The following is a 15,271-nucleotide window of genomic DNA, read 5'->3' as shown; positions in this document are numbered from 1 at the left end:
AGGAGGGAAGAATATGAACATGTTTGAACAGATGCCATTCAGCGAGAAGTATCCAGTCTTCTGCAAGTTGGCAGAAATAGGCGACCTCCGCAAGCTCTCCCGAGAGGAACTTGAGCTTTATGACGAGGACATCAAGAATATGCGTGATATATATGCCACCAGAAAGTTTAGTGCTTCATTCTGCTACTTCAACCACTTCATTCAGCTAACGCAGCCATATTTTTCAGCCAACGCAGCCACTTCATTCACCCAACGAAATTGACTCTTCCACCCAACGAAGTCGTATCTTTAACCCAACGAAGTCGTATCTTTAACCCAGCGCAGTCGTATCCTTAACCCAGCGCAGTCGTATCCGTAGACTCAATGAAACGTATGAACTTGCGCAATGACGTACATGATGCGAAAGAGGCTCACTTGATGGGAACCAGGATGCTTCTGAAATTACGTCCCGACGTATCTGTTACTGCGTCGGGACGTATCTTTTGCTGCATCGGGACGTAGCAAATGCTGCATCGGGACGTAATTTTCATTTCCTCAGTTGGCTATGATTCCTCCTCTCACCAGCCATTTCGCAAAGAAGCGGTCACTAACCAGATAGCCAGTCGGAGTCTTGCTTACCAGCTGCTTATCTACCAATGCCTTTAATGCCGTTTTCACGCTGCTCGTAGCTGGAAGATGGTGGGTGCTGATAAAATGCTGGCTCAACGGCGAAGATACCAAATGCTCACGAGCTATCGCCCCCAAAAGCATCTGCTGGTTCTCGGTTAGCCAGGCACAATAGTTCTGATAAGTCATCGCCTGCTCCTCAATCAGCTCCAGAATCACCTCATCTACCAGAGACTTCGTAATCTCGGAAGAAGCATGCTCGTAGATGCCATGCAATATCGACTGCACATACCAGGTTACACGATCAGACTGCTGATAAATATAAGAAAAGGTAGATTCATCTATCGACCTGTGCTGAGATGCCAACAGGCGATTGGCAAACTCCCGATACACCTGCTCCCCGATGCAAGGCAAAGACAACACCAGCGAACTCTGGAAGAAAGGACGGTTTGCCGACAGAAACATCTCCTGCATCATGTGCTGCTGACTGCCCGAAAACACGAAATATACATTCGGCAAGAACTGGATATAAGAACGGATCATCGCCTCAACCCCATCCTCCGGATAACTTAATATCTGCTGAAACTCATCAATGGCAATGTAGCATCGCTTTCCCGATTGCTTCAAATACTCAAAGATTCGCTTCAAACTCTCCTTCCCTTCACTCGGTTTCAAGTCTAAAGAAAAAGAAGGAATGCCTGTCAATTCATCTATCGTCAGAGTAGGACGCCAGCAGCTGAAGAATTCCTGTACCTTCCGAAGGGCTGATTGGGAAACAGTATCCAGCTTTCCGATGATTTCAGAAGCCATCAGTTGCACCATCTGTTCCAGATTCTTGGTGGCAAAGATGTCGAGATAGAAGCACTTCACTTCCACGTATTGCTCCTCCATCTGATGGAATACATGATGAATTAATCCCGTCTTACCCATACGGCGTGGGGCAACCAACGTGATGTTACGTTCATTATGCAGCGAAGAAATCATTTTCTCCGTCTCTTTCTGGCGGTCGCAGAAATACTCTGCGCCCTTATAGCCATATACCACAAAAGGATTGTTCAATCTTGCCATATCTTGTTATCATTCATTACACAAACGTTCATTGCGCTTTTTACGTAACGCAAATTACGCAATAAAAAACGAGACCGCCAAATGTTTTCTAGTTTTTTAATAATAATTATCTCCAAAAGCCGCCTCTGATGTACAGACAACGGAATAAGCAAAAATACTTCACACAGCATTTCTGCGGAAAGGTAAAGGCTAAAGCTGCTAGCCCAGGGCATAAAAAAACTCCCACAGATTTCACAGATTCACACAGATTCATTATCTTTAACCCAAGTTTTACATAAACGAAAATTTTTTTTTAAGCTATTTGGTGGCAAAGAAAATGCAAACGAGCGCAAAGAAAGCTTGCTTTCAATTTGCCGAGTGCAGCTTTTCTTATGCAAAGATACGACTTTATCCTGAAACTCGCAAGGATTTAGGGTGGAAAAGATTTTTTGAGAAGAAAATAGGCGGCTCCCGATATGTTCGAGAACCGCCTAGTAATCTCTTCTTATTCCTTCATTTTCTGGATTTCCTCCAGTGGAAGTTCGGTGGCTGTTGATACTTGCTCATCAGAAAGGCCCATTGACAGAAGGCGGCGAGCTGTGGCTAGCTTTTCTTTTTCCATACCTTTCGCCATACCTTTCGCCATACCTTTCGCCATACCTTTTTCCATACCTTTCGCCATACCTATTTCCATACCTTTCTTTTCATCAAACTTTCTGGTGGCATATATATCACGCATATTCTTGATGTCCTCGTCATACAGCTCAAGTTCCTCTCGGGAGAGCTTGCGGAGGTCGCCTATTTCTGCCAACTTGCGGAAGACTGGATACTTCTCGCTGAATGGCATCTGTTCAAACATGTTCATATTCTTTACTATATAAATCCAACAATCAAATATATCCATACACTCTGCCTCCGTGTGCTTGTCGAACAATGGCAACTGGAGGTACACAATACGCATCCTGTCGGACACTCGCTGGCGTGTTTGCAAATCTGTAAGCACCAGGTCGGTGCGAAACTCCTTTAGCATTGGACTTTGCGATACAAAGTCCATGAAACATACCGTATAGACTGGAGCCAAGTGGTAGTCCCAGATTCCACGGATGCCTTGCTGCACAATGGCACGTGCCGTGTAATACAATGCCCTGTCGGCAAAGTATTCCTGCTCTTTCTTCTGCATCTCTACGATGACATGCTTGCCTTCGTTTGTGATGCAATAGACATCGAAGACCACACCGCGGTCATCGGGGCGCAAGCCAAGTTTTTCGGTCTTGGCAAACGTCACGTCCTTGATTACCAACTCGTCTTCAAACAGTCCGTTGAGGAATGTAATCAGACATTCTTTCGTGTCTTCGCTTCCAAATATCCTCTTGAAAGCCCAGTCAACACGTGGGTCTATAAATCTTGCCATCTGCTTACGCTTTATAAGGTCGTGGACGCAATATTGCTATTCGTTGGCAAAGATACGACTTTTCCTCGTAACTTCCAAGGTTTTAGGGAAAAAATACTTGAAAAGGATGGGGAGAAAGAAAAAAATAGGCGACTCCCGGAATTGAGAGCCGCCCATTGAATATTGTTGTTTCGATGATGAAACGAAGGATTATTTATTCTTTGATTTCCCAATGGCCTCCAAATGTAGAAGAACCAACACGCTCTATTCTTTTTTGAGCCTTTAGCTTTTCTATATGTTTTTGTATTGCACTTGCCTTGATAGCTAGTTTGTCCACGAGCTCTTGTCTTGTTATATACGGATTGTCTTTTATTAATTCAAAAACCTTTTCAATTGTTTTTGGTGATCCAGTTTGACCACCAATTTGACCACCAGTTTGACCACCAGTTTGACCACCAGTTTGACCACCAGTTTGACCACCAGTTTGACCATCAGTTTGACCACCAGTTTCATTAGGAATAGGTAATCGTAGTTCTACCTCTTGTAACTCGTATTTATCTATTAATTCAGGCTTACCCCAACCTGCCTTTTGCCAAGCAGAGATAATTTTTGGAAATCCAGAACCTATATTCTCACCATATCCTATCATACGGAGCATATTCTGTATTCTTGGGTTGCGTGCTTTTGAAACCCCACCTTCATAGATGTTTTCTATCGGAAGTTTCAAATTTCCTGGATTCCGTAAGCATAGGCAGTCATCATGCTTTTCTATCCTTAAGATACCACTATCCAAGAATAGGTCAGAGTGAATAATCGAGTTGGTAAATCCTTCTCTTACAGCTTTCATTTGTGGTGTGTCATCTACACGCTGATAACCTACCATATGAAAAGGGTGAGGTAAGTCGAATGTCAACTTAGGCATAACAATTCTAAAGAATTGATACAAGTTGTTCTCCCAACGCCCATCGTAAGTTAGTCTGTCTCTATACCTTTCCTCGCCTTCTAGATGGCTCATGTCGAGATAGTCCATACGAAAATTTCCAAATCGCTCCCTTATGGCTAACCCTGTTCCAAACATCATTAGCCCTGCTACCGTCAGTCCTTCTTTTCCTGTTTGTCTATTCTTAGTATATCCACCTAAAAGTCGCAAAAATTCTTTATCGTCCTTATCGTTCCAATCATGGTCGGCATTTAGTATTTTGAATTGATTACGGTAACCATGGAGCGTATTTGCATCAATGTCATCCAGAGTAAAACCATCTAGTAATCCTCCGTCATTGCCATCTTCGTTAGCATCACGAATCATGGCTCTTACTTCCATTTCTGTGCAATGGTAATCACCTTCATGATTGCGCTTGAAGGAACCTTTGTAAGGATTTTCATTTAAGAAGACAGGCTTCATTCGCCAATCTGCTTGTGGCACGTGGATACATACAATAGATTTCTTGTCTATTGTAGTTACCTCTACATCTGAGTCTAGCAAAATGTTTCTATTTACTTTGTTGCTATTGATGGTGTTCCATAAATCAAAGATAATCTTAGGGATATTGTCAACTCCGATGATAGTGAAACGTTTGTCAACATCCGTTTCTTTTCTATTTTCGTCAATACCCAATAATATATAGCCACCAATAGTGTTGGCAAAAGCGGAATATGATTCCCAAACAGATTTAGGGAGCTCCGTCTTTGCTTTTTTGCATTCCAGGGTAAGTCGTTCGCCTTGGGCAAGCATTTGCTTAATTTCTGTTTCTGTCATGCCTTGTTTTTGTTAGTTGGTGGCAAAGATACAACTTTTCCTTGTAACTTCCAAATGTTTAGGTGGAAAAGTTATTGGATGGAGAAAGAAAAAAATAGGCGGCTCCCGGAATTGAGAGCCGCCTATTGATATTTAAATTTGTTTGATGAAGCAAATGCTTACTTCTTTGTCATTACACACTTAGCATAGCCATCAGCCCAAGCATAAAGCTTGATGTCGTAAGTGCCTTCTTCTACAGCGATGTTTGCAGGATTACCTTTTGAAGTGAGGTTATCTAACTCTCCACCCCAATTGATGTCCCAACCATCGTTAGCGCGGAACTTGATTACACCAGTTTTCAACTTGATGTCTTTGATTTCCCAATAGCGACCTTCATTAGTTTCCTTGTTGTAAGGAACATAAGTCAAGTCCACGTCAGAATCCCAACCTTTAGGGGCTGCGTCACCAATAATACCGATAGAAGTGATAGAAGTCAATGTATATGTCTTAGCAGACAAGTCTACATCTACCTTGTAGTAACCTGCAGGTTCTGTTATTACGATGTAGGCTGCATTTGGAGCTGTATCGAAGTTTGCGCCATAGCCAGTACCACTCCAGTCTGGCGCTGTAGTGAACTTAAATCCGTTCTGATTGAGGTACATGAAACCTGTGAAGTGTACACCATCACCTGCGAGATAGTCATATCCATCCCAGCCGTTAGCATCGCCCTTCATGTATAGCTCTGGGGCTGCCTCAATGGTATAAGAATAGTCCATCATGTTGAGAGTGAGCTTGTACTTGCCAGGCTCTTTAATCATACCTGCACCAGGACCAACGTTTGTCAACGATCCTTCCATGCTGTCGCTTCCGTTTTGCTTAGGTCCTACTACGCCATCAGCCCAGAAGTTATCAGAATCAATGTTCTTCTTAGGAATAATCTTCCAATACTGGTCAGCCTTTTTTGTTTCGAAAGTGATAGTGAAAATAGGATCGTCATATACATCTTTGTCGCTGTGCATGAATGCCTGTTTAGCACTTACAGTATTCCAACCGTCAACGGCTGCGGCATCACCAACGGCTTCGACATTAAACATATCGCCTACGAGGTAGTAGCCAGAATCAATGAATGGAGACTTTGGAGTCATCTCAAGGTTAAATTTACCAGCATCAATAAGAACAGCATCACCATTTTTGACCGCATTTAAATAAACATGGGCAACAAAAGAGTGAGCTATAGGACGCCTGCCATAAAAAGATACTATTACTTCTGAAAGATCTGCAACAGCGGCCTTACCCTCAATGCTTGCATTAACGGTTTTCTTGATTGCATTATCTTCTCCTTGAGGAATAATCTCTAAGCGAGCATTATCAAGTGTAAAACCTTCAGGAAGAGCTGCTTCGCTCAATGTGAAGATGCTGACACTATCTGTTGTCACATTGGAACAGTCGATGGACTGAACTACTGGTGTTGCAGTAAAGCCAGGAATCGTGATAGCTTCTTCCTCTGGATTGTGCTGTGGTTGAGCCCAATCATCGTAGTTGCCGTTGCAGCTGGCAAGTATAATACTTGCCAAGACTGCTAAGCTATATAAAAATTTCTTTTTCATTTTGCTTTCATCTTAAATTATTTAACTTCAGCTTTATTTGTATCAAAGTTGACATACAACTTCTTGCCAGGGGTGGTAGTTACAGAGTAATCTGAACCCACGTTCTTTGCCCAGCTGTCTATAATATTATGTTTACGCCAGAACACGTTGCCCTTGTAAATAGAGAACTCTGTGCGATACCAGTCGATGTCACCGACCTTGACAGCAACACGAAGTTCGCTGCCGGCAGCGAATGCAGGAGAAACCCAATCACCACTTGGATCGTCTGGAGGTGTCAGAGCATTTTCGTTAGCAAAGCCCCAATCGGTTTGACCAATACAAGCACCAATCAGGCAAACCTGAGTTTTGTAAACATTCAGTGTCCAGTTGATGTTCTTCTTGTCTTTGGAAATCTTACCCTTGAAGTGGAGAGTGTACCAACCTGCGTTGGCTACCTTGAGGTTTTGGTCGTTACCTGCAGTGATACCTGCACCAGCTACATCGTTGATTTCCTTGATTTGGTTGATGCCGAGTTTGTCATTGATCTCAGTACCCCAATTGAATTCGCCACCAGCTGGCACGTAGATGATACCATAGTAATTGCCATCCATGTCATATACCTGAGGAATAGTTTTCCAACTCTCCCATGGCTTCTGGATAGAACTTCCAGTCAAGAAGAGGTTTTCTGTGAACTTAGCGTCAGGAATAGTAGCCTTCACAGAAGGCAAGGTGATGACATTTGAATAGGTCTCGCCCAAGGTTTGATTCAAAGTACCGCCAATGACTGCACGAAGGCGGATATAAACAGACATCTTCTCTGGAATATTTGCTTCAGGATTGGCAGCCCGGAAGAGAGATACAACAGCTTTGTTAGCTTCGTATGCATTAAAATCCAAACTGCTTGGATTCTCTGCGTATGTCGCCAACTCTTTATGAGTGACTGTAGGATCGCTGACGAATGCAGGGTCGATAGAAACCTGTGCATAATACTTCACAGGGTAAGGTACTCCACCATAATTTGGCTGAGAGCATGTCAGTACCAAGTTTTTTGCATTGTAGAAGTCGTAGGTATTGTTTTCTGCAAGAGCAGGAGTGTTCAATACAAATCCCTCTGCAAGATGACTCAGGTCCAATGTAGGGTTGCTGTCTCTGTCTTCATCACAGGATGTAAAGAGCAAAGGGAGTACCAATGCTGGCAGCAACATGAATTTGAATATCTTTTTCATAATTGATTTCATTTAATTAAATCTGGTTTCCAAACAATTAATATTTTGGGTTCTGATTCATGTTAGGATTGTTTTTGATCTCATTGTCTGGAATAGGATAGACGTCATAGTATGCAGGAATACCTGCGCCATTTTCTGCACCACCCTTGAAACTCCAGAGATACTTAGAACCAGTGAACAAGCCAAAGCGAACCAAGTCTGAACGGCGACGACCTTCCATGTAGAACTCACGGCACCATTCGTCGATAAGAGTCTGATCATTTACAGTTGCTGCCAAATCAGTACGATTGGCACGATTCTGAACCTTCTTGATGTCTTCCAAACCGTCCTGGCTACCATTGAGGCGGTACTTAGCCTCTGCACGGGTCAGATAGATTTCTGCCAAACGGAACATAGGGAAGTCTGTATCTGAATAGTTCTGATCGTGCTGTGTGGAACCATCTGCATGGAGATTGCTCCACTTTACAAAAGACGCACCATTCAGAGGACCTGTGATAGCCTCACCAGGATTGATTGTACGAACTTTGCCTTCTTCGCAGCCACCTACACCCATATATAACAGGGCACGATCGTCTCCAGCCTTTGCGATCACGTCAGCAGTGCCGATACCCTTCTCGCTATCTTTTGCAATCACCTCTTCTTTTGTAGGATTTTTCAAGACATCATCAACAGTAGCCATAGGAATTTTCCCGTCAGGGATGAACTTCTTAACCAAGTCTTCGCGGGCAAACATACATTTCCATGGGTCACCTGTGCTTGCATAAGGCATACCAGCGATAGTGGATGCCGATACGAGGTAAGTGGTACCTGCATACGCACGGGCCTTCAAACCATCCTGACGGATAGGGAAGATGATTTCCTTCATAGCCTCTGGGTTGCAGTCATTGTCACCCATAAACAACTGCTGATAACCGCTATAGCCATTCTTTTCTGTACGACAAAGATCGTATTTACCGCTGTTGATAATCTTGTCGCAATAATCGATAGCCTTCTGGTAGTCCTTCACCTTACCATCGGTATAAACTTCAGAGTTAAGAGCCAAGCGGGCATGAAGTGCGTATGCTGCGCCACGGTCGGCACGTCCGAAATTCTCACTGTTATCATAAGCGCCCACCTCAGCCATCAGAGGCTCAATGGTGGTCAACTCATTATCCAACCAGTCGTAGAGATCCTTTCCCTTTTTCTCGGTAGGGAGACTATCGTCGAAAGTGAGCTTGAATGGAGCCCTACGATACAGGTCAAGGAAATAATAGTAGTTCAGTGCACGGAGGAAGCGAACTTCTGCAATCTGATCATCACTTAACTTGCCAGTCTGCTCAGCAATAAATTGGTTATACAAGGTGATGTCGAAAATGAGACGCTGGTATGCCCAGTTTACACGGTCATTACCGCTATTCCAACTTAAATTGGTGATAGGAGCGATGGCATTATCGGCCTGATATGCCCATGCTGTCTCGTCAGTCATCAACTCTTGCAGGTTGAAAATGGTACGGATGAATCCGCTCTCACCCTCATCGCAACTCAAGTCTGCTGAACCAGCAGGACCTTTCTGTCCAGTAAGACCAAGAGTAGCATACTGCTTGGCCAAGAGACCCTCTACTGTATATGTTGGGGTAGACTGTGGGTCAATGGACTTGATATTCAGTTCGTCTGCGCAAGAGACAAAGCCCATGCACAAAACACTCGCCATTGCAGTCGTTATAAATATTTTTTTCATAATTGTCTCCTTTTTTATTTTTAGAAGTTAAGATTCAAACCAAGCTGGAAGCTTATTGGACGTGGGTAAGGATTACTGTCGATACCACTGCTTACCTCTGGGTCGATACCCTTGTACTTGGTAATGATGAATGGGTTCTGTACGGTGAAGAAGATGCGTCCGCTGCAAATCTTCTCTGCACCTGCCTTGATCAATGCTGGGAAGCTATATCCCAAAGTCATGTTGCTGCACTTCAGGTAAGAAGCATTGCGTACAAAGTAGTCACTGGTATTGGTGGTGAGATCTGTTGTACCCTTAAAGCCAAGATTGACGGCCTCTGCAGTTGTGTTTCTGAAGAGATTGGTATCGTTGATTTTCATCAACTCAGCTTTTGAGTTCAAGAAATCGTAGTACACATAGTTGCCGATAGATGCATGGAAGGCAGCACTGAAGTCCCAGTTCTTATAGATGAACTTGGTGGTGAAACCCATGATGACATCAGGAGCTGGGCTCTTGTAGCAATAACGGTCGTCATTATCAATCTTGCCGTTACCATCACGGTCAACATACAGTCCCTCAATAGGCTTGCCGTTCTCGTCGTAAACCTGCTGGTAAACATAGAACGAATTGAGAGGTTCGCCAACTTTGTTCACCTGTACCAATGTGTTGTTACCACGAGATACCTTGCTACCTGTCCAAACCCAGTCTTGCAAACCAGCCTCTAACTCTGTGATTTCATTGTGGTTCCATCCTACGTTGTAGGTTACATCCCACAAGAAGTCCTTAGTGACGATAGGCTTCACATTGAATGCCAATTCCACACCATAGTTTTCTACAGCACCGATGTTCTTCAAGAGATTGTCACCAAAGTTGGTACCACCGGCAATGGAAACTGTTGCCAAAAGGTCGGTAGTCTTACGATAGTAACCATCGATATTGAAGCCGAAGCGACCATTGAGAGCGGTGAAGTCAAGACCGCCATTATAGGTTGTGGTCTTTTCCCATGTCAGCTCAGTGTTGTATCTTGTTGGGCGCATGGTCTGATAATACTTGTCACCAAATGGATACTGTGCATAAGTGTCGCTGATGGTATATTTAGGAGTATAGTAGAAGTCGTCAATACCATTCTGCTGACCTGTCATACCCCAACCCAAGCGGAGCTTCAACTCATCAATCCATTTTACATTCTTCAAGAAAGACTCGTTGTTGATCTTCCAGGCAAAGGCTGCTGCAGGGAAATAACCCCACTTCTTGCCCTCTCTGAAGCGAGAAGAACCATCGGCACGGAAGGTTGCTGTAAGCAAATAGCGATCCAGCAAGTTATAGTTGAAACGTCCGAAGTAGGATACCAAAGAGTTGTGACTCTTATATATGGTGTTTGCCATATATTGTGGGTTATTCACGTAGTTCCATTCTCCATCTTTTAACTCTGGATTGGTATCTCTCAAATACTCATCGATACCGCTTCCGAAGTTATAGGTTGTTCTGTGATAGTGGCTCTGCTCAGCACCTGCCATGATGTCGATGTCGTGCACACCAAACTTGTGGGCATATTCAGCAAAAGCTTTTCCTTCGATGCTGTATTTGTATTGATGGTCAGTACCATACCAACCAAAATAGTTGTTGGATGATGAATACTTGTTAATATCATTATGCTGCTTGGCATCAGTGTACTGTGCACCGATGGCAGCGTGCAAATGCAAGTCTTCGAAGCCATGAATCTTATAATCTACCTCTAAGTTTGAAGATATGTCATTAGTATTGGCTATCATCTTTTGGTTGTTGAGGAGAGCTACAGGGTTCTGAGGAACCTGACTCTTGGCTATCTTTGTCCAGTTAGGATCTGTAATCTTGTCGCCTTTGTTGTCCAGATACTGGAAATATCCACCTACAGTATTGTACATCTCATCGTTTACACGAACAGGCTGTGTAGGATCCATGGTCAGTGCATTACCGATGGCATCACCAAAATTGGCATAGCGGTCCTTTTCGAACATATACTTCGCTGTGAAGTTGATGTTCAAGTGCTTGTCGAGGAAGGAAGGAGCCAAATTGACAGAAGTGTTGAAACGCTTCATCCAGCTGGTCTTAACGATACCGTTGTTGTCTTCGAAACCTAAGCCAACACGGTAAGGCATATTCTTCAAGCCACCCTGTATGCTGATGTTGTGGTTGGTAGAGATGGCAGTGCGGAAGATCTCGTCCTGCCAGTCTGTGTCGGCTGTACCCAAAGCACTTGTATCAATGCCTAAATTGGTAAGAGCCTGCTTGTACTCGCCAGCATTCATCACCTCATATTTCTTCTGGATGGTTGACAAGGTAACATCACCATTGTAGGTAACGGTAGGTCTCTGACCAGCACGTCCCTTCTTGGTGGTGATGATGATGACACCATTAGAAGCACGAGAACCATAAATAGCTGTTGCCGAAGCGTCCTTCAATACAGTGAAGCTTTCGATATCGTTAGGGTTAATCATCGCCAAGACGTTACTTGTACCCTTCAGATTGTTATTATCAATAGCCAAACCATCGATGACATAGAGAGGGTCATTAGAAGCATTCAGAGAGGCACCACCACGGATACGAATCTGTGCGCCAGAACCAGGCTGACCGCCACCAGTCTGTACATCTACACCGGCAATCTTACCTACCAACATATCTGAGGCACTGCTTGTGATACCCTTTGACATCTCATCTGGCTTGATAGCTGTAACAGAACCAGTCAAGTCGTTCTTCTTAGCGCGACCATAACCAATGACAACGACCTCGTTCAAAGACTTCTGGTCGTCAACCAAGGTAATCATCATGTTAGATGTTGCTTTGATTGTTTTTGGTGTCATTCCAAGATAGGTGAAAGTAAGATTGGCACCTGGCGCTGCATCAACTGAGAAGTTACCATCCATGTCGGTAATGCCCACTGCCTTACCGTTAACTGTAATGGTAGCACCCATGATAGGCTCACCAGAAGCATCCTTCACATGTCCCTTAATTGCATTACTCTGCGCAAAGGAACTCACCGTCAGAAGCAGACCGCTTGCTAGGGTCAACGCTCTGAGAGGCAATTTAATTTTTACCTGCTTCATCATTTGCTTGATTTTTAAGTTAATGAATTATATTTATTTATCTACTTTTTCTTCTTTTCTTCTTGGCTTAAGTTGTTGTCGTTCCTACTCAAAATGTCGTTCTGGCTCTTGTTTAGTCTTTCTGGCATCTTACTTATATTATATAAGGTAGGAATGGGGCGCTTGCCCATAAACTTGTCGTTTCTGTGTGCAAAATTAAGTTCTTTTCTCTTATGTTGTACTATTTTTATGTTAATTCCGTTATTTATTTTGTGCAAACGTTTGCACAGAATTTACTTGATTTATGTCAATGAATTCTGACCAATATTGAGGATATTTCGTAATTTTGCAGCACAACTAATAGCAATGGGCGATAAAGAAACAATAACAATGAAAGATATTGCTCGCGATCTGGGCGTAAGTGTTGCCACAGTGAGCCGGGCATTGAAGGACAGTTCTCGTATCAGTACTGCCCAAAAGGAGCGTATTCAGAAATACGCGCGTGAACATAACTTCTTTCCTAATTTCCTAGGTGAAGCTTTAAGACATAATAAGGTGAAGCCGATGAAGGTGATTGGAGTTATTGTGCCTCAGGTGGTACACTATTACTTCATGTCGGTGCTTTCGGGTATAGAGGAAGAGGCTAGAGCCAGAGGTTACCGTGTGATGGTGGCGCAGAGTAACGAGCGCTACGATAAGGAGGTGGCCATCTGTGAAGACTTCTATCAGAACAAGGTTTGTGGCATCATCGTTTCACAGGCGAAGGATACCAAGCAGTATGACCATTTCGAAAAACTGCTGCAGAATGGGGTGCCGCTCATCTTCTATGATAGAATATGTACGGGCGTGAACTGCTCGCGAGTGGTGGTAGATGACTATATGGGTGCCTTTACTGCCGTTACCCACATGATTGATACGGGCTGCAAGAAGATTGCCTTCTACGGTTCGCCGATGAATCTGGAAATCTCCAAGAACCGATATAACGGTTATCATGATGCGCTGGTAAAGCATGGTTTGACGGAGAACCCTGACTGGGTGAAGATCTGCGATGACCGTGCCAGTGCCGAAGCAATAACGCCGGATATTCTGATAGAGGAAGATCGTCCGGATGCTTTCTTCGCCATCAATGATGATACGGCCATCGGCATTCTCTATACCGCCAAGCGGATGGGGTTCAAGGTGCCTGAAGAAATCAGCATCTGCGGATTCACCAATGGTGACCGTGCCAAGGCGTGCGACCCGATGCTTACTACGGTTGAGCAGCGAGGTGTAGCCGTAGGCGAGGAAGCTGCCAATATTCTGATTGGTCAGGTGGAAGGCTCCATCCCTAGAGATGAGGTGGAGAAGAGAGTGGTGAGAACACGACTCGTGGTGAGAGGAACAACAAGATAAAAATATAAAAACAATATAACGATGAAACAAAAACCTGATTTAAGTTTCTGGAAGCTCTGGAACTTGAGCTTCGGATTTTTCGGAGTACAGATTGCCTACGCCCTACAAAGCGCCAATATCTCCCGAATCTTTGCAACGTTGGGTGCTGACCCACACAACTTGAGTTATTTCTGGATTCTCCCTCCTCTGATGGGAATTCTGGTTCAGCCTATCGTGGGCACGTTGAGCGATAAGACGTGGTGCCGCTTCGGTCGCCGTATCCCTTATCTCTTTGTGGGTGCTACGATTGCCGTCCTGGTGATGTGCCTGCTCCCGAACGCCGGTTCGCTCGGACTGACCGTGAGCGGTGCGATGCTCTTCGGACTGATAGCGCTGATGTTCCTCGATACGAGCATCAACATGGCGATGCAGCCGTTCAAGATGCTGGTAGGCGATATGGTAAATGAAAAACAGAAGGCAAAGGCTTACTCTATCCAGAGTTTCCTCTGCAATGCCGGTTCTGTAGCCGGATATATCTTCCCATTCCTCTTTACCTTCCTCGGTATCAAAAATTATGCTGAGAAGGGTGTGGTTCCTGATTCTGTCATCTGGTCGTTCTATATCGGTGCGGCTATCCTGATTCTCTGTGTTATCTACACCACGATGAAGGTGAAGGAGTGGAATCCACAGCAGTATGCGGAGTATAATGAAGCGAAGAGTGAAGAGGAAAGAGTGAAGAATCCTAATGCTGAGGCTTCTGAAGACAAGGCCGGTTGGATTACTTTGCTGCGCAAGGCGCCATCTACCTTCTGGAAGGTGGGACTGGTTCAGTTCTTCTGCTGGGCTGGTTTCCTTTATCTCTGGAATTATTCTACGGGAGCCATCGCTGAAACCGTATGGAATACGACCGATCCTGCTTCTGAAGCATTCCAGGAGGCAGGCAACTGGGTGGGCATTCTCTTTGCAGTTCAGGCTGTAGGTAGTGTTATCTGGGCTGTGATTCTCCCTCTGTTTAAGAATACGAAGGTGGCATACGCTGTCAGTCTGGTTATCGGTGGTGTGGGTTTTGCCCTGATACCATTCCTGCATGACCAGTATCTGCAGTTTATTCCGTTCCTGATGATTGGTGCCGGTTGGGCAGCCATGCTGGCGATGCCTTTCACCTTTGTTACCAATGCTTTGCAGGGATATGGTCACATGGGTGCTTATCTCGGTCTGTTTAACGGAACTATCTGTATCCCTCAGATTGTGGCTGCCATCTGCGGTGGAACTGTCCTGAGTCTGGTGGGTTCTCATCAGAGCGATATGATGATTGTGGCAGGTATCCTGCTGATTGCGGGTGCGCTGTCTGTGAGTATTATCAAGTATAAGAAATAGGTGTAAGTAACAGAGTGAACGATTAATTGATTGTTTCTACGGAGTGGGGAATGTGCAAACGTTTGCAAGGTTTGTGTGAGAAAAAATGCAAATTTCTGATACGTTTTTCATACGTTTTTCTTACCTTTGTAGCAGCAAATATAAATTATAACATTTTCAAGAGCCTTTAAGAGTC

General features: G+C 44.2%; 10 protein-coding genes. 3 read left to right on the top strand and 7 right to left on the bottom strand.

The genetic code is table 11. The features are described from left to right. Positions 1-13: 13 nt before the first annotated feature. Positions 14-262: a hypothetical protein gene (locus tag KUA46_RS11530; protein WP_218486743.1), complete on the top strand. Its 249-nt coding sequence runs from the start codon at positions 14-16 to the stop codon at positions 260-262. Positions 263-534: 272 nt separating this feature from the next. Here KUA46_RS11530 and KUA46_RS11525 read toward each other — a convergent pair whose 3' ends face one another. The 7 genes from KUA46_RS11525 to KUA46_RS11495 all read right to left on the bottom strand — a co-directional run bounded on the left by KUA46_RS11525 (position 535) and on the right by KUA46_RS11495 (position 12,369). Beyond that, the gene (locus KUA46_RS11525) at positions 535-1,674 is read right to left on the bottom strand and encodes an AAA family ATPase (protein ID WP_218486744.1); all 1,140 of its coding nucleotides are present in this window, start codon (positions 1,672-1,674) and stop codon (positions 535-537) included. Positions 1,675-2,158: 484 nt separating this feature from the next. Then, on the bottom strand, positions 2,159-3,064 hold the full coding sequence (locus tag KUA46_RS11520) for an Rpn family recombination-promoting nuclease/putative transposase (RefSeq protein WP_218486745.1): 906 nt from the start codon (positions 3,062-3,064) through the stop codon (positions 2,159-2,161). A gap of 193 nt (positions 3,065-3,257) precedes the next feature. After that, a complete protein-coding gene (locus KUA46_RS11515; RefSeq protein ID WP_218486746.1) occupies positions 3,258-4,799 on the bottom strand; it encodes an RNA-binding domain-containing protein in 1,542 nt (513 codons plus the stop codon). A 158-nt stretch (positions 4,800-4,957) separates the two neighbouring features. After that, positions 4,958-6,385 carry an Outer membrane protein SusF domain-containing protein gene (locus KUA46_RS11510; protein WP_218486747.1) on the bottom strand — a complete coding sequence of 476 codons (1,428 nt, stop codon included), beginning with the start codon at positions 6,383-6,385 and terminating at the stop codon, positions 4,958-4,960. Between the two features lie 17 nt (positions 6,386-6,402). Beyond that, positions 6,403-7,590, bottom strand: a complete 1,188-nt coding sequence (locus tag KUA46_RS11505; protein ID WP_218486748.1) for a SusF/SusE family outer membrane protein — start codon at positions 7,588-7,590, stop codon at positions 6,403-6,405. Positions 7,591-7,627: 37 nt separating this feature from the next. After that, complete coding sequence (gene susD, locus KUA46_RS11500) at positions 7,628-9,307, bottom strand: starch-binding outer membrane lipoprotein SusD (protein ID WP_217326219.1); 1,680 nt, start codon at positions 9,305-9,307, stop codon at positions 7,628-7,630. A 20-nt stretch (positions 9,308-9,327) separates the two neighbouring features. After that, positions 9,328-12,369, bottom strand: coding sequence for a SusC/RagA family TonB-linked outer membrane protein (locus tag KUA46_RS11495; RefSeq protein WP_218486769.1), 3,042 nt, complete (start codon positions 12,367-12,369; stop codon positions 9,328-9,330). Between the two features lie 345 nt (positions 12,370-12,714). Between KUA46_RS11495 and KUA46_RS11490 the strand changes: the two genes are divergently transcribed. Continuing rightward, a complete protein-coding gene (locus KUA46_RS11490; RefSeq protein ID WP_118151803.1) occupies positions 12,715-13,740 on the top strand; it encodes a LacI family DNA-binding transcriptional regulator in 1,026 nt (341 codons plus the stop codon). A 21-nt stretch (positions 13,741-13,761) separates the two neighbouring features. Further along, positions 13,762-15,096, top strand: coding sequence for an MFS transporter (locus KUA46_RS11485; protein ID WP_022120646.1), 1,335 nt, complete (start codon positions 13,762-13,764; stop codon positions 15,094-15,096). The last annotated feature ends 175 nt before the right edge of the window (positions 15,097-15,271 follow it).

Source organism: Segatella copri, assembly GCF_019249765.2.
GTDB lineage: Bacteria > Bacteroidota > Bacteroidia > Bacteroidales > Bacteroidaceae > Prevotella > Prevotella copri_K.
Note: the sequence above shows the minus strand (reverse complement) of the source record. Positions and strands in the feature narration are given on the sequence as shown.